At 52.0% G+C, this 22,396-nt stretch carries 21 protein-coding genes and 6 tRNA genes; 9 read left to right on the top strand and 18 right to left on the bottom strand.

All coding sequences use genetic code 11. The features are described from left to right. Positions 1 to 7: 7 nt before the first annotated feature. Positions 8 to 1,447: a tRNA (N6-isopentenyl adenosine(37)-C2)-methylthiotransferase MiaB gene (miaB, locus tag GN208_RS09865; RefSeq protein ID WP_015422540.1), complete on the bottom strand. Its 1,440-nt coding sequence runs from the start codon at positions 1,445 to 1,447 to the stop codon at positions 8 to 10. A gap of 204 nt (positions 1,448 to 1,651) precedes the next feature. Here miaB and ubiF point away from each other — a divergent pair, with 204 nt between their 5' ends. After that, the gene (gene ubiF / locus GN208_RS09860) at positions 1,652 to 2,833 is read left to right on the top strand and encodes a 3-demethoxyubiquinol 3-hydroxylase (RefSeq protein ID WP_004235616.1); all 1,182 of its coding nucleotides are present in this window, start codon (positions 1,652 to 1,654) and stop codon (positions 2,831 to 2,833) included. A 231-nt stretch (positions 2,834 to 3,064) separates the two neighbouring features. On the opposite strand, the gene GN208_RS09855 is transcribed toward ubiF, so the two are convergent. From GN208_RS09855 to nagB, 10 genes are all read right to left on the bottom strand, one after another. Continuing rightward, positions 3,065 to 3,139 (bottom strand) — tRNA-Gln (locus GN208_RS09855). A gap of 21 nt (positions 3,140 to 3,160) precedes the next feature. Further along, positions 3,161 to 3,237 (bottom strand) — tRNA-Met (locus GN208_RS09850). A 37-nt stretch (positions 3,238 to 3,274) separates the two neighbouring features. Further along, a tRNA-Gln gene (locus GN208_RS09845) sits at positions 3,275 to 3,349 on the bottom strand. 48 nt (positions 3,350 to 3,397) lie between these two features. Next, positions 3,398 to 3,472, bottom strand: a tRNA-Gln gene (locus tag GN208_RS09840). Positions 3,473 to 3,511: 39 nt separating this feature from the next. Continuing rightward, positions 3,512 to 3,596, bottom strand: a tRNA-Leu gene (locus tag GN208_RS09835). A gap of 8 nt (positions 3,597 to 3,604) precedes the next feature. Next, a tRNA-Met gene (locus GN208_RS09830) sits at positions 3,605 to 3,681 on the bottom strand. Continuing rightward, a complete protein-coding gene (locus GN208_RS09825; RefSeq protein WP_004235617.1) occupies positions 3,659 to 3,856 on the bottom strand; it encodes a hypothetical protein in 198 nt (65 codons plus the stop codon). The genes GN208_RS09830 and GN208_RS09825 overlap by 23 nt, the downstream gene beginning before the upstream one ends. Before the next feature lie 15 nt (positions 3,857 to 3,871). Beyond that, positions 3,872 to 5,107, bottom strand: coding sequence for an ROK family protein (locus GN208_RS09820; protein ID WP_004235618.1), 1,236 nt, complete (start codon positions 5,105 to 5,107; stop codon positions 3,872 to 3,874). A 13-nt stretch (positions 5,108 to 5,120) separates the two neighbouring features. Further along, positions 5,121 to 6,284 carry an N-acetylglucosamine-6-phosphate deacetylase gene (nagA, locus tag GN208_RS09815; protein ID WP_004235619.1) on the bottom strand — a complete coding sequence of 388 codons (1,164 nt, stop codon included), beginning with the start codon at positions 6,282 to 6,284 and terminating at the stop codon, positions 5,121 to 5,123. 83 nt (positions 6,285 to 6,367) lie between these two features. After that, positions 6,368 to 7,177 (bottom strand): glucosamine-6-phosphate deaminase, encoded by an 810-nt coding sequence (nagB, locus tag GN208_RS09810; RefSeq protein ID WP_004235620.1) that lies wholly within the window; start codon positions 7,175 to 7,177, stop codon positions 6,368 to 6,370. A gap of 428 nt (positions 7,178 to 7,605) precedes the next feature. On the opposite strand from nagB, the gene nagE reads away from it, so the two are divergent. Together nagE and glnS are read left to right on the top strand one after the other, a co-directional pair. Continuing rightward, positions 7,606 to 9,639, top strand: coding sequence for an N-acetylglucosamine-specific PTS transporter subunit IIBC (gene nagE / locus GN208_RS09805; protein WP_015422541.1), 2,034 nt, complete (start codon positions 7,606 to 7,608; stop codon positions 9,637 to 9,639). Positions 9,640 to 9,813: 174 nt separating this feature from the next. Next, positions 9,814 to 11,481 carry a glutamine--tRNA ligase gene (glnS, locus tag GN208_RS09800; RefSeq protein ID WP_004235622.1) on the top strand — a complete coding sequence of 556 codons (1,668 nt, stop codon included), beginning with the start codon at positions 9,814 to 9,816 and terminating at the stop codon, positions 11,479 to 11,481. A gap of 131 nt (positions 11,482 to 11,612) precedes the next feature. Here the strand turns inward: glnS and fur are convergent, their stop codons facing one another. The 3 genes from fur to ybfE form a co-directional block, all read right to left on the bottom strand. Beyond that, on the bottom strand, positions 11,613 to 12,062 hold the full coding sequence (fur, locus tag GN208_RS09795) for a ferric iron uptake transcriptional regulator (RefSeq protein ID WP_004235623.1): 450 nt from the start codon (positions 12,060 to 12,062) through the stop codon (positions 11,613 to 11,615). A gap of 179 nt (positions 12,063 to 12,241) precedes the next feature. Further along, positions 12,242 to 12,772 (bottom strand): flavodoxin FldA, encoded by a 531-nt coding sequence (gene fldA / locus GN208_RS09790; RefSeq protein WP_004235625.1) that lies wholly within the window; start codon positions 12,770 to 12,772, stop codon positions 12,242 to 12,244. Between the two features lie 146 nt (positions 12,773 to 12,918). Then, complete coding sequence (gene ybfE, locus GN208_RS09785) at positions 12,919 to 13,212, bottom strand: LexA regulated protein (protein WP_004235627.1); 294 nt, start codon at positions 13,210 to 13,212, stop codon at positions 12,919 to 12,921. Positions 13,213 to 13,521: 309 nt separating this feature from the next. Between ybfE and GN208_RS09780 the strand changes: the two genes are divergently transcribed. Then, complete coding sequence (locus GN208_RS09780) at positions 13,522 to 13,776, top strand: hypothetical protein (RefSeq protein WP_004235629.1); 255 nt, start codon at positions 13,522 to 13,524, stop codon at positions 13,774 to 13,776. A 29-nt stretch (positions 13,777 to 13,805) separates the two neighbouring features. On the opposite strand, the gene ybfF is transcribed toward GN208_RS09780, so the two are convergent. Continuing rightward, a complete protein-coding gene (ybfF, locus tag GN208_RS09775) occupies positions 13,806 to 14,585 on the bottom strand; it encodes an esterase (RefSeq protein WP_004235630.1) in 780 nt (259 codons plus the stop codon). A gap of 258 nt (positions 14,586 to 14,843) precedes the next feature. Here ybfF and seqA point away from each other — a divergent pair, with 258 nt between their 5' ends. Continuing rightward, positions 14,844 to 15,398 carry a replication initiation negative regulator SeqA gene (gene seqA / locus GN208_RS09770; RefSeq protein ID WP_004235631.1) on the top strand — a complete coding sequence of 185 codons (555 nt, stop codon included), beginning with the start codon at positions 14,844 to 14,846 and terminating at the stop codon, positions 15,396 to 15,398. 47 nt (positions 15,399 to 15,445) lie between these two features. Beyond that, on the top strand, positions 15,446 to 17,086 hold the full coding sequence (gene pgm, locus GN208_RS09765) for a phosphoglucomutase (alpha-D-glucose-1,6-bisphosphate-dependent) (RefSeq protein ID WP_015422542.1): 1,641 nt from the start codon (positions 15,446 to 15,448) through the stop codon (positions 17,084 to 17,086). 60 nt (positions 17,087 to 17,146) lie between these two features. Here pgm and GN208_RS09760 read toward each other — a convergent pair whose 3' ends face one another. After that, positions 17,147 to 17,575: an EamA family transporter gene (locus GN208_RS09760; protein WP_004235633.1), complete on the bottom strand. Its 429-nt coding sequence runs from the start codon at positions 17,573 to 17,575 to the stop codon at positions 17,147 to 17,149. Positions 17,576 to 17,849: 274 nt separating this feature from the next. Here GN208_RS09760 and GN208_RS09755 point away from each other — a divergent pair, with 274 nt between their 5' ends. Both GN208_RS09755 and GN208_RS09750 read left to right on the top strand, forming a co-directional pair. Continuing rightward, positions 17,850 to 18,062, top strand: a complete 213-nt coding sequence (locus tag GN208_RS09755) for a YbfA family protein (protein ID WP_015422543.1) — start codon at positions 17,850 to 17,852, stop codon at positions 18,060 to 18,062. 127 nt (positions 18,063 to 18,189) lie between these two features. Then, a complete protein-coding gene (locus GN208_RS09750; protein ID WP_004235636.1) occupies positions 18,190 to 18,933 on the top strand; it encodes a type 2 GTP cyclohydrolase I in 744 nt (247 codons plus the stop codon). Positions 18,934 to 18,972: 39 nt separating this feature from the next. On the opposite strand, the gene GN208_RS09745 is transcribed toward GN208_RS09750, so the two are convergent. After that, a complete protein-coding gene (locus tag GN208_RS09745; RefSeq protein WP_004235637.1) occupies positions 18,973 to 20,118 on the bottom strand; it encodes a multidrug effflux MFS transporter in 1,146 nt (381 codons plus the stop codon). A 104-nt stretch (positions 20,119 to 20,222) separates the two neighbouring features. Here GN208_RS09745 and GN208_RS09740 point away from each other — a divergent pair, with 104 nt between their 5' ends. Further along, positions 20,223 to 20,987, top strand: a complete 765-nt coding sequence (locus GN208_RS09740) for a helix-turn-helix transcriptional regulator (RefSeq protein WP_015422544.1) — start codon at positions 20,223 to 20,225, stop codon at positions 20,985 to 20,987. 69 nt (positions 20,988 to 21,056) lie between these two features. Here GN208_RS09740 and GN208_RS09735 read toward each other — a convergent pair whose 3' ends face one another. Then, positions 21,057 to 22,352 (bottom strand): citrate synthase, encoded by a 1,296-nt coding sequence (locus GN208_RS09735; protein ID WP_004235639.1) that lies wholly within the window; start codon positions 22,350 to 22,352, stop codon positions 21,057 to 21,059. Positions 22,353 to 22,396: the final 44 nt, after the last annotated feature.

The raw sequence follows: 22,396 nt of genomic DNA, 5'->3' as shown, positions 1-22,396 counted from the left end.
TCGTTAGTTAGTGTACGGATGGCTGATAGATGCCGACACCCAGTTCGTCTTCTTTACGGGTGCGGGCAATCACGGATTCCGGGGTTTCGTGAACACGCAGGTTCATCTGATCTTCTGTCCGGATCACGCGGCCGCGCAGTGAGTTGGTGTAAACATCGGTAATCTCAACATCCACAAATTTGCCGATCATGTCCGGGGTGCCTTCAAAGTTCACCACGCGGTTGTTTTCGGTGCGTCCGGATAATTCCATGACGTCTTTACGGGACGGGCCTTCCACCAGGATACGCTGTGTGGTGCCGAGCATCTGGCGGCTGTAGCTCATCGCCTGCTGGTTAATCCGCTGCTGTAACAGGTACAGACGCTGTTTTTTCTCTTCTTCGGTCACGTCATCCGGCAGATCAGCCGCCGGGGTACCCGGACGCGGGGAGTAGATGAAACTGAAGCTCATATCGAAATTCACGTCTGCAATAAGCTGCATGGTTTTTTCGAAGTCGTCATTAGTTTCTCCAGGGAAGCCGACGATAAAGTCAGAGCTTATCAGGATATCCGGACGTGCTTTGCGCAGTTTGCGGATGATGGATTTGTATTCCAGCGCGGTATGGGCGCGTTTCATCTGGGTCAGAATACGGTCTGAGCCGCTCTGTACCGGCAGATGCAGGAAGCTGACCAGTTCCGGGGTATCTTCATACACAGCGATAATATCATCCGTGAATTCAATCGGATGGCTGGTGGTAAAGCGGATGCGGTCGATACCGTCAATGGCGGCCACCAGACGGATCAGTTCGGCAAAACTGCAGATACTGCCGTCAAACGCCGGGCCACGGTAAGCATTCACGTTCTGACCCAGCAGGTTCACTTCACGCACGCCCTGAGCGGCTAACTGTGCGATTTCAAACAGCACATCATCACACGGACGGCTGACTTCTTCACCACGGGTGTAAGGCACCACGCAGAAGGTGCAGTATTTATTACAGCCTTCCATGATAGAAACAAAGGCGGACGGGCCTTCGGCGCGCGGTTCCGGCAGGCGGTCAAATTTTTCGATTTCCGGGAAGCTGATGTCCACAATCGGGCTGCGGTCGCCTCTGAGTTTGTTGATCATCTCCGGCAGGCGGTGCAGTGTCTGCGGGCCGAAGACAATGTCCACAGCCGGGGCGCGGCGGCGGATAAAATCTCCTTCCTGGGAGGCCACACAGCCTCCGACACCGATAATAATGTCCGGATTCACATCCTTGAGGTTTTTCCAGCGGCCGAGCTGGTGGAACACTTTTTCCTGCGCTTTCTCACGGATAGAACAGGTATTAAGCAGGAGAATATCGGCTTCATCGGCATTGTCTGTTAAAGTATAGCCGTGGGTGCTTTCCAGCAGGTCAGCCATTTTGGATGAATCGTACTCATTCATCTGACAGCCCCAGGTTTTTATGTACAGTTTTTTACTCGTCGACATTTTCTCAATCCGCTGTTTTCAGTGAAACAATACCCGCAACACTGAAAAGCATTGTGTGTATTCAATCAGGTTTTGATGTAACCAATGGTCGATATTGTAGTCATTTGACACACCAGTGACCAGACCCGGCAGCACGGATCTTCACCTTTCCCGGTGAATTTACGGCAATTGAACAAAAAATCAACGTATTAGAATAGGTATGTCATGGATAACCCGTTAACACATTCTGAAGTCACCGTTATCGGCGGGGGAATGATTGGTGCCGCCACAGCCCTGGGACTGGCTCAGGCCGGTTTTGGTGTCACTGTGGCTGAGTTACAGGCACCGGCACCGTTCGATGCTCAGAGCCGCCCTGACGTGCGGATTTCCGCCATCAGCCGCGCGTCAGCTGAGTTACTGGAGAGTCTCGGGGTATGGGAGCGTGTCCGTGCCATGCGTTGTGTGCCGTACCGCACTCTGGAAACTTATGAGGAACCAGGGTCGGAAGTAACCTTTACCGCAGAGAGCCTGGGGTTACCTGAGCTGGGGTATATGGTGGAAAACCCGGTACTGCAGCGGGCATTGTGGGAGATGATCACCGCTCATGAGCTGATCACCTGTCTGTGCCCGGCACGGTTGCAGAGTATGACAAAGCAATCCGGTGAATGGTTGCTTACATTTGATAACGGCGACGTAATCAGTTCCCGTCTGGTTATCGGCGCGGACGGTGCGAAATCACAGGTCAGAACGCTGGCCGGTATCGGCAGCCGCGGCTGGCAGTATCGTCAGTCCTGTATGTTGATCACCGTTGATACCGGACGTGAGCAGCAGGATATCACCTGGCAGCAGTTTTTCCCGTCCGGCCCGCGTGCGTTTCTGCCGCTGTTTGATTCTTATGCCTCGCTGGTCTGGTATGACTCACCAGCGCGGATCCGCCAGCTCAGTAAACTGCCGCTGCCGCAACTGCAGGCGGAAATCCGCGCATCATTCCCTGAGCGTCTCGGAGATGTCACGCCGCTGGCCTGCGGCTCTTTCCCGCTGGTGCGGCATCATGCCGCCTGTTATGTACAGGACGGTCTGGCGCTGATCGGCGATGCGGCGCATACCATCAATCCGCTGGCCGGACAGGGGGTAAACCTCGGTTACCGTGATGCGGATACCCTGCTGAATACCCTGATTTCGGCGCGGGAGTGCTGTGAGGACTGGGGCAGTGAATCTGTTCTCAGACGTTATGAGCGCCGCCGCCGTCCCGATAATCTGCTGATGCAGGCCGGGATGGATGCGTTTTATCTCACTTTCAGTAATACCCTGCCGGGATTACAGCCGTTGCGTAACCTGGCACTGACGGTGGCACAACGTGCAACACCGCTGAAAAAACTGGCACTGAAATATGCGCTGGGAGTCTGATTACGGATTCAGGCAGGGCAGGTGATTCTCTTCTGCTTCCGGGGATGGCGGACAGCAGGCAAAAACGAAAAGCCGCTGTAAACACATCCGTGTGCGCTCAGGCGCGTCATCCCTGACGCGCATGCTTTTCGTTGATTTTGCCTGCTGTCGCGCGTTGCACATTGAGTACAATGAAATATTTATCCGGATTCAGAAAAGCAAAAAGCCCGTCAGAGACGGGCTTTCAGAATTTGGCTGGGGTACCAGGATTCGAACCTGGGAATGCTGGAATCAGAATCCAGTGCCTTACCGCTTGGCGATACCCCAAAAGATAGTGGCTGCAAAAGATGGTGGCTACGACGGGATTCGAACCTGTGACCCCAACATTATGAGTGTTGTGCTCTAACCAACTGAGCTACGTAGCCATCTTTTACTGCTTTAACAAAGCCGTTTTTCAGAATATGGCTGGGGTACCTGGATTCGAACCAGGGCATGCCAGGATCAAAACCTGGTGCCTTACCGCTTGGCGATACCCCACCTGAAAAACGAGGCTTATCATACTTCATTTTTCCACTCAGTGGAAGATGGCTGGGGTACCAGGATTCGAACCTGGGAATGCCAGGATCAAAACCTGGTGCCTTACCGCTTGGCGATACCCCATCCGGAAATATAATAAACAACAACGAATGTCACGAGAAATGGTGCGGGAGGCGAGACTTGAACTCGCACACCTTGCGGCGCCAGAACCTAAATCTGGTGCGTCTACCAATTTCGCCACTCCCGCAAAAAAGATGGTGGCTACGACGGGATTCGAACCTGTGACCCCAACATTATGAGTGTTGTGCTCTAACCAACTGAGCTACGTAGCCATCTTTTTTTTGCGTGACCTTCATCGGCGTTGCGGGGCGCATTATGCGGATTACAGCCAAAAGCGTCAACTGCTTTTTGCAGATATTTTGATGAAATCCGTTTGTTTGCCTGCATAATAATCACTTTGAAGATAAACAGTACAAAAAACAGGATAAAATCACGGAGTTGACGCATTTATCCGGTGGCGGATTATTCCGCCGTATCCGGTTTATTTTCCAGAACATGCAGCAGCAGTTCACCGTACAGCATCGCCCGTTTTATCAGGGCAAATGCCCCGATAGCGGAGTTCGGCGGCAGCTGTGAAATCACCACCGGCAGATCCTCGCGGAAATTTTTCAGCGACTGCGTATTTATGCAGCTTTGCAGAGCAGGGAGCAGCACATTTTCAGCGGCAGTTATCTCACCGGCAATCACCACTTTTTGCGGGTTAAACAGGTTTATTGTGATGGCAATGGCTTTTCCGAGGGAATTACCGACCTGTTTTATCACTTCTGCCGCGAGAGCATCCCCCCGGTTAGCGGCACGGCAGATGGCGCGGATGGAGCAGTTATCCGGCGTCAGTTCACTCTCAAATCCCTGAGCCAGCTGGTGTTTTACCCGGGTTTCAATGGCGGCATCCGACGCGACTGTTTCCAGACAGCCGAAGTTTCCGCAGTGGCAGCGTTCGCCGAGCGGATCTATCTGAATATGGCCGATTTCGCCGAGATTACCACGCCGGTTCAGCAGGATCTGATTGTTGATAATGATCCCCGCCCCGGCCCCCCGGTGAATACGCACCAGCAGGGAATCCGCGCAATCGCGCGTGGCGCCGAAATAGTGTTCGGCCAGCGCGAGGCTGCGGATATCATGGCCGGCATAGCACGGCAGTTTAAAATGGTGATGAAGATTTTCAGTCAGCGGCCAGTCACTGACAGTAATGTGAGGCATATAGCGCACAATACCGCGATCCGGATCGACCAGTCCGGGCAGTATCACCGCAATAGCGATAAGCTCGCGGATGCGGCGCTGGTGCGTCTGTCTGAAGTTGTCGATCAGCGCAATGAGTTTAGCTTCCGCATCTGCCTGAGAAGTGGCTTCCAGGGGACAGGTCTCTTCTTCGAGCGCCCGTCCGCTGAGATCAAACAGTGCGATAGTGGCATCATGGCGGCCGAGACGCACGCCGATAGTCTGGAAGGCGCGGTGCTCGGAAATAATGGAGATAGCGCGGCGTCCGCCGGTGGATGCCTGCTGATCCACCTCTTTTATCAGGCCGCGCTCAAGAAGCTGACGGGTAATTTTGGTCACGCTGGCGGGTGCCAGCTGACTTTGTTCGGCAATCTGAATGCGTGAAATCGGGCCGGAACGGTCTATCAGGCGGTAAACCACCGCCCCGTTCAGCTGTTTGACTAAATCAATATTACCTATCTGCGGAATTCCGTTACCCATCGGCGTCTTTTACTCATGATGTATGGACCACATTCCCGTTAACGATTGTCATACAGACAGAAAAATCAGCGGTGAAGGCGGTCAGGTTGGCAATACTGCCGGATTTAATACTTCCCAGTCTGTCCTGAACACCAATTGCCCGTGCCGGATAGAGTGTGGCCATGCGCAGGGTTTCATCCAGCGGAATACCGACATGCTGAACACAGTTTGCCACTGCGCGGATCATGGTGAGTGAGGAACCACTCAGTGTGCCGTTTTCGTCCACACATAAACCATCACGATAATATATCGTTTTGCCGGCAAAGATAAAATGATCCAGCCCGCTGGTTTTCGGATCAAGCCCCGCCGGGGCAGTGGCATCGGTGACCAGGATCAGCTTGTCGCGCTTGAGGGCTTTACTGTTGCGGATGTTAGGCCAGGAAACATGCAGGCCGTCAGCAATAATTCCGGCATATATTTCTGAGGTATCATAAATCGCGCCAATCAGTCCCGGCTGGCGGCCGGAAATGTACGGCATGGCATTAAACAGGTGTGTGGAGAGGGTGATACCGTTTTCAAACCCGGCACGGGACTCTTCATAACTCGCATTGGAGTGCCCGGAGGAGACCACAATTCCGGCATCCGTCAGTTTGCGGATAACAGAGGGTTCCACCATTTCCGGCGCCAGGGTGAGTTTGGTTATCACATCTGCGTTATCACACAGGAAATCAATCATCGCGGCATCCGGTTTGCGGATATAGTCCGGATTGTGTGTGCCTTTTTTCACCGGGTTGATGTAAGGCCCTTCCAGATGCAGTCCCAGCGCCTGATTTTTATGGTTTTTCAGATAATCACGCATGGCGCTGACACTCAGTTTCATCAGCGAATCGGGGCTGGTGATCAGTGTCGGCAGGAAACTGGTGCAGCCGGTGCGTTCGTTGGCCTTTTGCATAATGTCCAGGGTGCGGACCGTGATATCGTCCTCATTGTCATTAAACTGTACGCCGCCGCAGCCGTTGACCTGCAAATCAATAAATCCCGGGGAGAGGATGGCACCGCCCAGATCACGGGTGTCAATTCCGTCCGGTAACTCACTGACCGGACACACGCTGTGGATTAATTCGCCGTCAATAATGACCGCGTGGTTTTCCAGACGATCGTGACCGGTATAAATAATGGCATTGGTTAATGCGTACATAACGCCTCCTGGGGGAGAGAATACTTATTTAAAGATAAGACAACACAACAAAAACCGCCCGGATAAAGGGCGGTCAGCAGCGGTTATTCAGCAGCAAATTGTTCGATAATGTCAGATTCAAGGTGACAGAAATACTTCAGGGTTTTCACTTTCAGCTCAAGTGTGGCCGGTTCATCACACACCACAATGGCTTTCGGGTGGATCTGCACACAGGTAATCGTCCACATATGATTCACCGAGCCTTCAACCGCCTGCTGTACCGCCATCGCCTTGTTATGGCCGGTGGCGAGGATCAGCAGTTCTTTGGCATCCATCAGTGTGCCGACACCTACAGTGAGCGCATATTTCGGCACTTTATTGATGTCATTATCAAAGAAACGGGAGTTGGCGATACGGGTTTCCGGTGTCAGCGTTTTGACACGGGTGCGTGAAGTCAGTGATGAGCCCGGTTCGTTAAAGGCAATGTGACCGTCATTACCGACGCCGCCCATAAACAGCTGCACGCCGCCGTAAGCTTTCATCTTCGCTTCGTAGCGTTCACATTCCGCATCGGTATCTGGGGCATTACCATTGAGCAGGTTGATGTTTTCTGCTGGGATATCAATGTGATTAAAGAAATTCTCATGCATAAATGAGTGATAGCTCTGCGGATGGGATTCCGGCAGGCCGATATACTCATCCATATTAAAAGTCACCACATGACGGAAACTGACTTTTCCGGCCTGATGCAGGGCGATCAGCGCCTTGTAGGTGGCCAGCGGGGTGCCGCCGGTCGGCAGTCCCAGAACAAACGGTCGTTCTGCCGTCGGGCGGAACGCATTGATTTTGTCAGCGATGTACTGTGCGGACCACTGACCGACATCCTGCGCTTTCGCAAGAGGGATTAAACGCATATCGATTCTACCTCGTTAAGTTATACCGGGTTATCGGCCCGGTATCTGCTGTGCTGTCTCAGGAAGATCCTTCCTGTCTCATCTATAGCATGAATACCCGGAATTTATTAGTCACGGGAGAGAATACAGCCGCCGGAAAAGATATTTTTTATCTTAAAATAAGTTTTGTGTGACTGCCAGCATTTTAACCAGCCGGTGACGAATATTGGTGACAATAATCACAAATCACAGCTATTTAATTTGCGAAGCGAAATAAACTTTTTAGACTGATACGTATAGTTGGCAGTAAAATAAGTGTTACGCAATCCGGTGAGTGATCAGACCGGTTGTTACAAATTCAGTTGTACACAATAAGGCAGCCAATCATGGCTGTGATAATAATGCTGTAAAACAAAAAGGCCGTTCGTCAGGGCGGCAAGGGGGAGTGAGTGGGTATACTGAACTATCTGCAGCGGATTGGCCGGGCACTGATGGTGCCTGTCGCCACATTGCCGGCTGCGGCAATTCTGATGGGGGTCGGCTACTGGATCGACCCGACGGGCTGGGGTGCGGACAACGTGGTTGCCGCGTTCCTGATTAAATCCGGTGCGGCTATCATTGATAACATGTCAATGCTGTTTGCTATCGGTATCGCTTACGGGATGTCAAAAGACAAAGACGGTGCGGCAGCACTGACCGGTTTTGTCAGCTTTATGGTGGTGACCACCCTGTGTTCCACCGCGACAGTCGGTATGATTCAGGGGATCCCTCCGGAAGCGGTTCCGGCGGCGTTCGGTAAGATCAACAACCAGTTTATCGGTATTCTGGTCGGTGTTATTTCCGCCGAACTGTATAACCGTTACAGCGGTGTTGAGCTGCCGATGGCATTGTCATTCTTCAGCGGCCGCCGTCTGGTGCCTATCCTGGCATCATTCGTGATGATCCTGGTGGCTGCGGTACTGATGTATGTCTGGCCGGTCATTTATGATGCACTGGTTTCCTTCGGTAAGAGCATTAAAGACCTGGGCGCGTGGGGCGCGGGGATTTACGGCTTCTTTAATCGTCTGTTAATTCCTGTCGGTCTGCACCATGCACTGAACTCCGTGTTCTGGTTCAACGTGGCAGATATCAACGATATTCCTAACTTCCTGGCCGGTCAGCAATCCATTGATGCCGGTACGGCGATTCCGGGTGTCACAGGCCGTTATCAGGCTGGTTTCTTCCCGATCATGATGTTTGGTATCCCGGGGGCCGCGCTGGCGATTTATCACTGCGCCAAACCGGAAAACAAAGCAAAAGTGGCCGGTATCATGATCGCCGGTGCATTTGCCGCGTTCTTCACCGGTATCACCGAGCCGATTGAGTTCTCCTTTATGTTCGTGGCACCGGTTCTGTATGTCATCCATGCCTTCCTGACCGGTATCTCCCTGTTTATCGCTGCAACCATGCAGTGGATTTCAGGTTTCGGCTTTAGTGCGGGGCTGGTGGATATGGCGTTGTCTTCACGCAACCCGCTGGCAACCAACTGGTATATGCTGATCCTGCAGGGCCTGGTCTTCTTCGCGCTGTACTATGTGGTGTTCCGTTTTGTTATCACCAAATTCAACCTGTTAACCCCGGGCCGTGAAGCGGCGATGGCAACCAACGATACCGTTGATGGTTACAGTGAGAATGTCAGTACTGATAATAAAAAAGATGAGAAAAAATCCATCAGCAGCGAAGCACGTCAGTATATCGCGGCTATCGGCGGGTCAGATAACCTGACCGGTATTGATGCCTGTATCACCCGTCTGCGTCTGACTGTAAAAGACTCCGCGCAGGTCAATGATGCTTATGCGAAACAAATCGGTGCTTCCGGCGTTATCCGTCTGAATAAAGAGAGTGTGCAGGTGATTGTCGGCACCCGTGCCGAGCTGATCGCCAACGCAATGCGTGACGTGCTGAAAGAAGGCCCGGTTGCGGCAGCTCAGGCTGCGGCGGCGGCTCCGGAAGCTGTGAAAGCCAAAGCACAGGGCAATGGTAACGTGGTACTGACGCTGGTGGCACCATTCGACGGTGAAGTGGTTGATTTATCCGCTGTACCGGATGAAGCATTTGCCGGCCGTGTTGTCGGCGACGGTATTGCCATCAAACCGGAAAGTGACACCGTATATGCCCCGGCGGCAGGTACTGTGGTGAAAATTTTCGATACCAACCATGCATTCTGCCTGGAAACCGATAATGGTGCGGAAATTATTGTCCACATGGGTATTGATACCGTGAATCTGAACGGTAACGGTTTTACCCGCCTGATTGAAGAAGGCGCACAGGTTGCTGCCGGTGATGCGGTGCTGAAACTGGATCTGGCGTATCTGAACGAACATGCCAAATCCATGATAAGCCCGGTAATCATCAGTAATATCGATGATTATGATCGCGTGGAGATTGTTGCCAAAGGTCTGGTTAAGGCAAACGAATCTGAGCTGTATCATGTCATTAAATAAGTGATTGCGGTTATGATAATAACGGGAGGCAGCTGCTTCCCGTTTTTTTATCTGTTTTTTGCGCGAAGGCATCTGCCCGGCTGATATTTCTGTGCTCAGGTGGTTGTATATGAGCGCATCATATCGGATGATAAGAGGTTATTAACGCGCATATTGCATTGAGGAATTATGACAATGAACGAGGCTGATGCCCGCCCGACAAACTTTATTCGTCAGATTATTGACGAAGACCTGGCTTCCGGAAAACATACCACGGTTCACACGCGCTTCCCGCCTGAGCCGAACGGTTACCTGCATATTGGTCATGCGAAATCAATCTGCCTGAATTTCGGCATTGCACAAGACTATCAGGGGCAATGCAATCTGCGTTTTGATGACACCAACCCGGTTAAAGAAGACGTGGAATACGTTAATTCCATTGAAAACGATGTCAAATGGCTCGGTTTTCAGTGGAGCGGCAAAGTATGTTACTCCTCCGACTATTTCGACACGCTGTACAACTACGCCGTTGAGCTGATCAACAAAGGCCTGGCGTATGTCTGCGAATTAAGTCCGGAAGAGATCCGTGAATACCGCGGCACCTTAAAAGAGCCGGGCCGGAACAGCCCGTACCGCGACCGTACTCCGGAAGAGAACCTCGCGCTGTTTGAAAAAATGCGTGACGGCGGCTTTGAGGAAGGTAAAGCGTGTCTGCGTGCCAAAATCGATATGGCATCCTCCTTTATGGTGATGCGTGATCCGGTCATTTACCGTATTAAGTTTGCGACTCACCATCAGTCCGGTGACAAATGGTGCATCTACCCGATGTACGATTTCACCCACTGTATTTCTGATGCGCTGGAAGGGATCACCCATTCACTCTGTACACTGGAATTCCAGGACAACCGCCGCCTGTATGACTGGGTGCTGGATAACATCACTATTGACTGCCATCCGCGTCAGTATGAGTTCTCCCGCCTGAATCTTGAATACACTGTGATGTCCAAGCGGAAACTGAATCAGCTGGTAACAGAGAAATTTGTTGAAGGCTGGGATGACCCGCGCATGCTGACCATTTCCGGTTTGCGCCGCCGTGGTTATACCGCTGCCTCTATCCGCGAGTTCTGCCGCCGTATCGGTGTCACCAAACAGGACAACAACGTCGAAATGGCGGCACTGGAATCCTGTATCCGTGATGACCTGAACGAAAGCGCACCACGCGCCATGGCTGTTATTGATCCGGTGAAAGTCGTGATTGAAAACATGCCGGAAGGCGATGTGATGGTCACCATGCCGAATCATCCGAACAAACCGGAGATGGGCAGCCGCGAAGTGCCGTTCAGCCGTGAAATCTGGATTGATCGCGCAGACTTCCGTGAAGAAGCGAACAAACAGTACAAGCGTCTGGTGCTGAATAAAGAAGTGCGCCTGCGTAATGCGTTTGTGATTAAAGCAGAGCGTGCGGAAAAAGACAGCGAAGGCAATATCACCACTATCTACTGCACCTATGATCCGGAAACCCTGAATAAAGATCCGGCTGACGGACGTAAAGTGAAGGGCGTTATCCACTGGGTCAGCGTGAAACACGCGGTACCGGCGGAAATCCGTCTGTATGACCGCCTGTTCAGTGTACCGAACCCGGGCGCAGAGGATGATTTCCTGTCGACGCTTAACCCGGATTCTCTGGTGATCCGTCAGGGCTTTGTGGAGCCGTCACTGGTTGCCGCTGACAGCAGCAAGCCGTATCAGTTTGAGCGTGAAGGGTATTTCTGTGCTGATGCCAAATTATCCTCAGCGGATAAATTAGTCTTTAACCGGACTGTCGGCCTGCGTGATACCTGGGCGAAAATTGAGAGTAAATAACAGATAACACAGTGTTATTAATATAAAAAAGCCGTTCGCAGGAACGGCTTTTTTGTGTGCATGTGTTCTGAAAAACGGCAACAAAAAAGGCGCGATACGCGCCTTTCATACAAAATGGTTAACGGCGAGAATTATTTTTTCTCGTCGTGGATACCTTCATCAGAACGGCAGTCACCATCCGCACAGTGGCCGTACAGGTACAGGCTGTGGTTGGTGAGTTTAATACCGTGGCGTTCCGCGATATTTTTCTGACGTGATTCAATGGATTCATCACTGAACTCAATCACTTTACCGCAATCCAGGCAGATCAGGTGATCGTGGTGGTGTTGCTGGGTCAGTTCGAAAACGGATTTGCCGCCCTCAAAGTTATGACGGGTGACAATACCGGCGTCATCAAACTGGTTCAGAACGCGGTAGACAGTTGCGAGTCCAATCTCTTCACCGATATCGATCAGTTTTTTGTAGAGATCTTCCGCACTGACGTGATGGCACTCCGGATCCTGCAACACTTCCAGAATCTTCAGGCGGGGAAGTGTGACTTTCAGTCCTGCATTTTTCAATGCTTTATTGTTATCGGTCATGCGGATTTAGTCCTATATTGTCGCTGGTGAGCGCACATTCGGGAAAACGCTCAACGGCTGAACACAATGTCCGGCTATCAAAAGGTGTCAGGTGCGATTCGCCTGACCGATGCCGGACCGGATAAATAATATCATTACATAAATAAGCAGAATTATCATTCGCAATTTAAGGGAAAACCTTAAATTGCCAGAATCTCGTCAAGACTCATTTCTTCGCGGATCTGCTCAACCCATTTTGCCACGCGTTCGTTAGTCAGCTCCGGCTGGCGATCTTCATCAATAGCCAGGCCGATAAAGTGACTGTCGTCCGCCAGGCCTTTTGACTCTTCAAAGTGGTAGCCTTCTGTCGGCCAGTGGCCCACAATGGTCGCGCCGCGCGGTTCAATGATGTCACGGATGGTGCCCATGGCGTCACAGAAATACTCTGCGTAATCCTCCTGGTCACCACAACCGAAGATAGCCACAATTTTACCGTTAAAATCAATTTCTTCCAGTGTCGGGAAAAAATCATCCCAGTCACACTGTGCTTCGCCGTAATACCAGGTCGGGATACCCAGCAGTAAGAAATCAAACCCTTCGATGTCCTCTTTGCTGCACTTGGCAACATCCCGGACTTCAGCAACGTCATCGCCGAGTAATTTCTGAATCATTTTAGCGATATTTTCTGTGTTACCGGTGTCACTACCAAAAAATATACCTGCGATTGCCATAAATAAGCCTCTCAACCGAAAATCTCTGTGCCTGCAAAAGGACGCCGCAGCGACAACAAGCAGAAATTATAACTATTTCATCTTCATAAATACCATTCTGACGAAAACAGTATTTGAAGTCTGTCAAATTTGTGTGGTGTGTCGTCTCACAATTTGGTGCATAAATCAGAACGCTGAAGGTAATCAAGCAGAATTTGCTCGATAAGTTCGCCCCGGTTCACGTTTTCTTCGTATGCCAGCTGGTTCAGGGCATCGACAATATCCGCATTCAGTTTGAGCTCAACGCGGCGTAATCCGTTAACTTTGTCACGCCGCAGCTGATTGCGTTTGTTAATCCGCAACTGCTCATCACGGGAGAGCGGGTTTGTTTTCGGTCGTCCGGGCCGGCGTTCGTCAGCGAACAAATCCAGCGTGGTACGATCCGTTTGTTCTTTGGCCATAATTTTACTACGAAAAGGCGGATTACAATGATAAACGCGCAATGATACACCGCCATCCCGCTTACCGCCACCGCTTCGCGGCCTGTTACCGCGGATTTCGTGCAGATTGATTAACATCGCACCGTCTGCCCGCCTGTGCGGCAGCCCTGCAGGACGGGTGATGGGTTTCGTCAATGAATTAAATATTGCAATTATCGTTATGAATATATTAGAAAAAAAAGAGTATTCAGCTCAGGATAACGGAGTGTTTTTGCGGGCAGGCATTACGTAGTATGTATTTTCAGCAAGGGAATAACAGAGGACGCGCACATGGATCGTATCTCAGAATCTGCGGAATTATCGCGGATGTCGCACAAAAAGTATCACTACGGCTGCAAAGTAAAGCAGATGCTGACGGTGTTTATCCGTCCGCTTCAGTATTTGTGTCTGATTTTATCCGGCTGCTGCCTGCTGGATATCTGTTTTGATCTGCCGGGGCAGGATGTCAGACATCAGGTGCGTTCTGTTGTGGCCTGGTGGCAGGAGAGTGACGATGACAGTCTGATACTGAGTTTCCGTCAGTGAATGATGCCGCCGTGACGGCGGCACTGCTGTCAGGCTTTATCCAGGAAACGGCTGATGGCGCGCAGAACCGCGTCCGGTTTTTCAGCGTGTACCCAGTGGCCGCATCCGGCAATCACATGGGCGGTTGCCTGCGGGAACTGCGCCATAATGGCGTCGCGGTATTCCGGTTTCACATACGATGAATTACCGCCCGGGATAAGCAGCAGCGGAACCTGTTGCGGCGGCAGGGTTTCCCAGCCGATGATGGATTCATACTGTGCTTTGATAACCGGCAGATTGAATTTCCATTCTCCCTGCTTAAAGGATTTCAGCAGGAACGGAATAACGCCATCCTCACGGATGCGGCGCGCCATAATTGCGGTGGCCTCAGTGCGTGTGGTGACACCGGCGGCAGTAACATCTTCCAGTGCCGCGATAATCTCATCATGACGACGTACACCGTAAGCGACGGGAGCCATATCAATAACAATCAGTTTTTCAGTAACATCCGGAGCCAGTGCAGCCAGCGCCATGGCGATTTTTCCGCCCATGGAATGGCCAATCACTATTACTTTTTCAATGTTCAGGGAGCGGATAAGATCAAGTACATCCTGCGCCATTTCCCGGTAAGTCATGGTTTGTGCGCGCGGTGAATCGCCGTGGTTACGGACATCAATCTGTACCACGGTATGCGTTTTCCGCAGTTCACGGCCAAGCACCCCGAGGTTATGCAGATCCCCGAACAGACCGTGGATCAGAACAATGGGTGTGGTGTGATGTGATATTTCAGGCGTGAATATTTCATGATGAAGTAATGCAGGTAATTTCATATTAACAACCGATCCGCAGAGCAAAACAGGCGGATATGATGACACGGCAGCCCCCGGAAACCAACATGTTAAGTAAATGTTTCTGTGATTGATTGTGCGTCCGGAAACGATAACTTACTGATTTATTTTTTAAATGCCGTACGGGGCAAACTGCGGGGGTTTTTAGTTTAAGTTATTGAAATTTTACTTGTTTTGTTTTGCATTTTTCTATCTTATAATAACGTGTTCCGCGTTAACGAATAAAAGAACCGGGTAGAAATGAAAACAATCGATGTAGATGAAGAACTTTACAGTTATATTGCCAGCCACACACAGCACATTGGTGAAAGTGCATCGGAAATTTTGCGCCGTATGCTCAATTTAGGGCCGCAGGCTCCGGGTACCACCTGCGCACCTGTTGCAACTGACAGCGCGGATAACAAAACTCCGCCGGTTACCCCGCGTCCGGTAAAAGCCACTTCTCAGGATCCGGTCCGCGTCATGCGCGAACTGCTGCTGTCCGACAGCTATGCAGAGAAAAAGAAAACGATCGACCGTTTTATGCTGGTGTTATCCGTACTGTATAATATTGATCCGCAAGGGTTCAGCAAAAGCACCGATGAACTCCACGGCCGCACCCGCGTCTATTTCGCCGGTGATGAGCACACGCTGCTGGCCAGCGGTAAAACCAGCAAGCCGCGCCACATTCCGGGCACGCCGTTCTGGGTTATCACCAACACCAATACTCAGCGTAAGCAGAGCATGGTAGAACAGATTATGCAGGGAATGGGCTTCCCGGCAAATACTGTCGAGAAAGTCTGCAATACCCTGTAAGGGGTATTTATCTGCCGGTGACGGCATAATCAGGGGAGAATGACACAGTGGCTCATACGCACCCGCGGGCTGGTCAGCCTGCGCAACAATCCGATTTAATCAATGTGGCGCAGCTAACCTCTCAGTATTATACCCTTGCACCTGATGCGGCGGATCCGGCACAGCAGGTCAAATTCGGGACTTCCGGCCACCGCGGCAGTGCGGCGCGCGGTAGTTTCAATGAAGCACATATTCTGGCGGTCACTCAGGCAATCGCCGAAATCCGTCAGCAGCAGGGCATTACCGGGCCGTGCTATGTGGGTAAAGATACTCACGCCCTCTCTGAAGCGGCATTTCAGACGGTGTTATCCGTACTGGCCGCAAATGGTGTCCGCGTTATTATTCAGGAAAATAATGGTTTCACCCCGACACCGGCGGTGTCTCATGCCATCCTGACTTACAACCGCGACCATGCTGATAAAGCGGACGGCATTGTGATCACGCCGTCTCACAACCCGCCGGAAGATGGCGGTATCAAATACAACCCGCCGACCGGCGGCCCGGCAGATACTGACCTCACCTCTGTTATCGAAAAGCGCGCCAATGAGCTGCTGGCCGGTAATATGGCGCAGGTGAAACAGATACCGGTGTGTGATGCCCTGCGCAGCCCGCTGGTCAGCGCGGTGAACCTGATTGAGCCTTACGTCAGTTCGCTCAGTGACGTGATCAACATGGATGCTATCCGTAACGCGAAACTCAAAATCGGCGTGGATCCGCTGGGTGGTGCCGGGATTGAGTACTGGAAACGCATCCGTGATTTTTATGATCTGGATATTGAGCTGGTCAATGAGCAGGTGGATCAGACATTCCGCTTTATGCCGCTGGATCACGACGGGGTTATCCGTATGGATTGCTCCTCAAAATGGGCGATGGCGGGTCTGCTCAGCATGCGTGACCGCTTCTCGCTGGCCTTCGCCAATGACCCGGATTACGACCGCCACGGGATTGTGACACCGAAAGGGCTGATGAATCCGAACCATTATCTGGCGGTGGCGATTAACTATTTATTTCAGCACCGTCCGGACTGGCCGGCCTCTGTCGGTGTCGGCAAAACCCTGGTATCCAGTGCGATGATTGATCGCGTGGTTGCCGATTTGCAGCGTGATCTGGTGGAAGTCCCGGTCGGGTTCAAGTGGTTTGTGGACGGGCTGTATAACGGCACACTGGGCTTCGGCGGGGAAGAGAGCGCGGGGGCTTCGTTCCTGCGCTTTGACGGTACACCGTGGTCAACCGATAAAGACGGTATTATCCTCTGCCTGCTTGCAGCGGAGCTGACCGCCGTGACCGGCAAAAACCCGCAGCAGCATTATGATGAGCTGGCGGAAAAATTCGGTTCACCGTGCTACAGCCGGATCCAGGCAGCGGCCAGTCATGCGGAGAAATCCCGGCTGTCAAAACTGTCTCCGGAAATGGTTACTGCAGATACCCTGGCCGGTGATCCGATCACCGCCCGCCTGACAGCCGCGCCGGGTAACGGTGCGTCGATCGGCGGCCTGAAAATCATGAGTGAGCAGGGGTGGTTTGCCGCGCGTCCTTCCGGTACGGAAGATGCCTATAAAATCTACTGTGAAAGTTTCCGGGGTCCGGAACATCTGGTACAGATAGAAAAAGAAGCCATTGAAATAGTCAACCAGGTGATTGCGGACTGACGCATTCCCCGGAAAAGCTGCGCGGAGCGGATCTTCCCCTCCGCGTTTTTTTTGCCTGTCTCAGCCCAGAGCAACCATCAGCGCACCAACGGTGATCAGCGCAACGCCACCGGCCGCAATCATAGAAATTTTTTCACCGAACAGGATCACGGCAAAAATCACAGCAAAAACCACACTCAGTTTATCAATCGGGGCAACCTGAGAAACCTGACCGTTTTTTATTGCCATAAAATAGAACAGCCAGGAAAGTGCCCCGGCAATCCCGCTCAGAGCGATAAAGAACAGGGCTTTACGGTTTTCGATTATCTCACTGATAAGATTAAGTTTTCCCTGAACCACCACCACACCGACCAGAAACAGCGCCATAATCACTGCACGGATCGCGGTTGCGGTATTAGCATCCAGATGCTGCAGCCCCATTTTCCCGAAGACAGCAACCATTGCGGCGCTGATAGCAGACAGCAGGGCATAGATCAGCCAGGTACTCATAATAAATAATTCCCATTATCAATTAGTGATGTGAATATCATAAGGTATTTTCATTAGCGTGGTAGCTTAATTTTGAATAATAAAATTGTTAATAAAATGATAAAAAATAACAATTATGTAATTTAATTACTTAAAAGGGGCATTTTGTGCGTATCATACCGGTGTCAAGTGGTCAGATGAGTGGTAAAGTTTCACCAGTTGGGTTAATATGAAAGCGAAATACATTCGGTGATTATTGCTGTTCTGCGATAATCCGTTATTAAGGAGGGTCTCAATGTCAACATTTCAGGTATATCCGTTGCATAAGGTTCTCTTGCGCCGTACCGGTGCAGTATCTTTAGGTATCCTGGCGTTCCCGTTTATGCTGTTCTACCGGGATCGCGCCCGCTTCTGGAGCTATCTGTACCGTGTGTGGTCCAAGACAAGCGATAAACCGGTCTGGCTGGCACGTTCAGAAAATGCGGTAAGCAGTACCCAGCAGCACTGATACCGGCATCCGGAAAGCAAAAGAGACGCCCGGCGATGTTATCGCGGGGCGTTTTTTTATGTCTGCAAATTGCTATTGGCGGGCAGGGAAGGTATGGTAAATCTATCCGCACGGACAGGAAAAATGTATGAATCATATTGAATTAGAACAGATTATTAATGAAAAGCTGGCAGTACAGGATTTTCAGGATTATGCCCCGAACGGTCTGCAGGTTGAAGGACGTGAACAGGTTCAGCGCGTGGTGACCGGCGTGACCGCCTGTCAGGCATTACTGGATGAAGCGGTGAGACTGAATGCGGACGCGGTGCTGGTGCATCACGGCTATTTCTGGAAAAACGAGCCGGTCAGTATCCGGGGCATGAAGCAGCGCCGGATCAAAACACTGCTGTGTAACGATATGAATTTATACGGTTATCATCTGCCGCTGGATGCCCATCCGGAACTGGGAAATAACGCGAAACTGGCGCAACTGATGGGGGTCACGGTCACCGGGCAGGTTGATCCGCTGCTTCCGTGCGGTGAGTTCGCGCAACCGGTCAGCGGCGAGGAACTGGTGCAGCGTTTACAGCAAGGGCTGGATAGGGAGATTCTGCATTGCGGGGATAACGCGCCTGCTCAGATTAAAAAACTGGGCTGGTGTACCGGCGGCGGTCAGAGTTTTATTCAGGCAGCCGCAGATGCGGGGCTTGACGGCTTTGTGACCGGCGAGGTATCAGAGCAGACAATCCATATCGCCCGTGAATGCGGGATGCACTTCTTTGCCGCCGGTCACCATGCCACCGAGCGCGGCGGGATCCGTGCTCTGGGTGAATGGCTGCAGAAAACGCACGGGCTGGATGTGATTTTTGTGGATATCCCGAACCCGGCATAACGGGTAACAGGAAAAGCCGGTCAGAAGACCGGCTTTTCCTTATGTTGTTTGTGTGCTTTGTACTGTCTTGCGCGGTGCACAGAGCAGTGTTCCCGCAGCACAGACACACAGTGTCAGGCCAAGATGCTGACTCAGCCCGGCCAGTGCCAGTCCGCCGCCAATCAGCAGGTAATACATCAGACCGAGCAGCGCACCGGCAGTACCGGGGCGGTCACGGTAATCCTGTAACACACCGGCCAGAATATTCGGAATGGCGAGCCCGTAACAAATCACGATACCTGTTACCGGCAGCACAAACAAAATCGATCCTGACAACAGCCAGACCGCAGCAGCGCTGACCATACCGGTTACGGCAGCAAGGCGGATCAGTGAATGGCTGTGCCATCCGCGTTTAAGCAGGACACGGTTGATCACAGAGCCTGCGGCCACGCCAAGCGCGAGCAGTAATCCGCTGTAACCGAATTCCTGTTGTGTAAAGCCCAGCCCGCTGAAATAAAATGGTGCTAACTGGTAGTAGCTGAACAGGCTGATATTCAGAAAGGCAATCAGCAGCACATTGCGCAGAATAAAGCGGTCACACAGCATACGGCCGGCTGTTTCCGGCAGCGAAACTGACGTGATATGTGCCGGACGTGTTTCCGGTAACCGGAGTGCTGTCCATACCAGCAGAACAACCGCCAGTACCGCAAGCCCGGTAAAGACGCCCTGATATCCGGCAAAACCGGTCAGCAACGCGCCGCTGAACATGCCCAGTGCCGGGCTGACAGCCAGTGCTATCCCCATGACAGAGAATACTTTTGCCAGCTCATCCCCGCGGTAACAGTCACGCATGATGGTTTGTGTGCCGACTGAGCCGACCGCCGCCCCGAAGGCAGACAGCATCCGCAGGATCAGTAACACGCTGAAATCCTGTGTGATAACCGCGCCGCAGTAGGCGGCAGCGTAAAGTATCAGACCGCTCAGCATGGTGCGTCTGCGCCCGGCGATATCACATAAACGTCCCCAGGTGACCACGCCGAGTGCGAAGGCGAAAAAGTACAGGGACAGAGTCTGTCCTGCCTGTGCCGCACTGACGCCGAATCCCTGTGCGATATCTGTCAGCGCCGGACTGTAGATGGTTTCCGCTATCTGCGGGAACATCATCAGGGCAACGGCAAGTGTTAATGCGGGTTTTTGTATTGTCATTTTGTCCCCCTTTTTTGTAACTGAAATGAACGGGGAGCAGATTAGCAAAAGGCGGGATGTCTTATTATAATAATAAGGACATTCTGTTTATCAAAAGGGACAACATGGCGTGGCTGAAGCAAAGTGATGCATTTGATGCGGACAACTATTCCGCGCCACTGATTGGCATTGCCGCAGAGATGGCGGCACAGCATGATTCCGGTTTTCACTGCCATCAGCGCGGACAATTGCTGTTTACTGAGCGGGGGGCGATTCAGATTACCCTGACGGACACGCTCTCTGTTCTGCCGCCGACGCGGGTAGCGTGGATCCCGCCGCAGATGCTGCACCGTGCACAAATGTTTGAGGCTGTCGGTTACCGCTCACTGTATCCGGATGCGCAACTCAGCGCCTGTCTGCCGCCAACCTGTGAAATCTTCGGCGTATCGCCGCTGCTGCGTGAGATCCTGTTTCTCTTTGCCGGACTGCCGTTTGACAGTGACTGGACACAACCCCGTTTACAGCATCTGCTGCCGGTATTTCTGGATGAGCTGGCGCTGGCCGGGCGGGAAGATATGCAGTTACCGCTGCCGTCGGACCGGCGGCTGAAAACCCTGGATCCCCGGATACTGCCGCCGCAGCTTAATGAGCTGGCATCCCGCTGCGGTGCCGGGGAAAAGACGATAACGCGGATTTTCCGGCGGGAAACCGGTATGAGCTACCAGCAGTGGCGGCAGCAGTGGCGATTAATAAAATCTGTTGAACTTTTGGCGAAAAAATACCGCAGCAGTGATATTGCACAGGCTCTCGGATTTGCCAGTGACAGCGCGTTTGTCTCTTTCTTCCGTAAGATGACCGGAAAAACACCCGGTGAATATATGGGTAAATGAATAGCCGGGAGTTAAAAATGCATAAAAAAACCCTCCGGAGAGGGTTTTATAAGGATTAATACGGTATTGTCACGATGAACAGCGTTTGGTGACTTTGGTTTCAAACGGACGCTCAGTGTAACCGGTATAAAGCTGGCGCGGACGGGCAATTTTCAGGCCGTCGTCGTGCATTTCGCTCCAGTGGGCGATCCAGCCGATGGTGCGGCCGATAGCAAAGATTACCGTGAACATATTTGACGGAATACCCAGCGCTTTCAGGATGATACCGGAGTAGAAATCCACGTTCGGATAGAGTTTCTTCTCGATAAAGTACGGGTCGTTCAGTGCGATACGTTCCAGCTCCATCGCCACTTCGAGCAGGCTGTCATTCAGGCCCAGTTCGTTCAGTACTTCGTGACAGGTTTCACGCATCACTTTGGCACGCGGGTCATGGTTTTTGTACACGCGGTGGCCGAAGCCCATCAGACGGAAAGAGTCATTTTTATCTTTCGCGCGCTCAATAAAGGCCGGGATGTGATCGACGGTCTGGATCTCTTCCAGCATACGCAGGCAGGCTTCGTTCGCACCGCCGTGAGCAGGTCCCCACAGGGAGGCAATACCGGCTGCGATACAGGCGAACGGGTTGGCACCGGAAGAACCGGCGGTCCGGACAGTGGAAGTGGAGGCGTTTTGTTCGTGGTCTGCGTGCAGGATCAGGATTCTGTCCATGGCACGTTCCAGCACCGGATTAACCACATACTCTTCACACGGGGTGGCAAACATCATACGCAGGAAGTTACCGGCGTAGGAAAGATTGTTCTTCGGATAGACAAACGGCTGCCCGACAGAATATTTGTAACACATTGCCGCGACGGTCGGCATTTTGGAGAGCAGACGGTAGGCCGCAATTTCGCGGTGGCGCGGATTGTTCACATCCAGCGAGTCATGGTAGAACGCCGCCAGTGCGCCGGTCACGCCGCAGAGCACGGCCATCGGGTGAGAGTCACGGCGGAACCCATTGAACAAGCGGGTGATCTGCTCGTGGATCATGGTGTGGCGTTTTACGGTTTCTTTAAATTCGTCGTACTCTTTCTGATCAGGCGCTTCGCCATACAGCAGGATGTAGCACACTTCCAGATAATCAGATTTCATCGCCAGCTCTTCAATCGGGAAGCCGCGATGTAACAGGATACCTTCATCACCGTCGATATACGTGATTTTTGATTCACAGGACGCAGTGGAGGTGAAGCCGGGATCAAAGGTGTAGTAGCCTTTTCCGCCGAGCGTCCGGACATCAACTACGGGCTGGCCGAGAGTCGGGCTCAGGATATCCAGATCAGTAACCCTGACGCCGTTTAGTGTCAGCTCCGCCTTTGTATTAGACATGTAGGTCTCCTTAGCGCATTTATTATTTGTTTTTCAATCTTATT

The sequence above is a fragment of the Morganella sp. HSTU-ASny43 genome (assembly GCF_022819185.1).
Taxonomy (GTDB): domain Bacteria; phylum Pseudomonadota; class Gammaproteobacteria; order Enterobacterales; family Enterobacteriaceae; genus Morganella; species Morganella morganii.
This window is presented reverse-complemented; position numbering and strand designations above follow the sequence as displayed.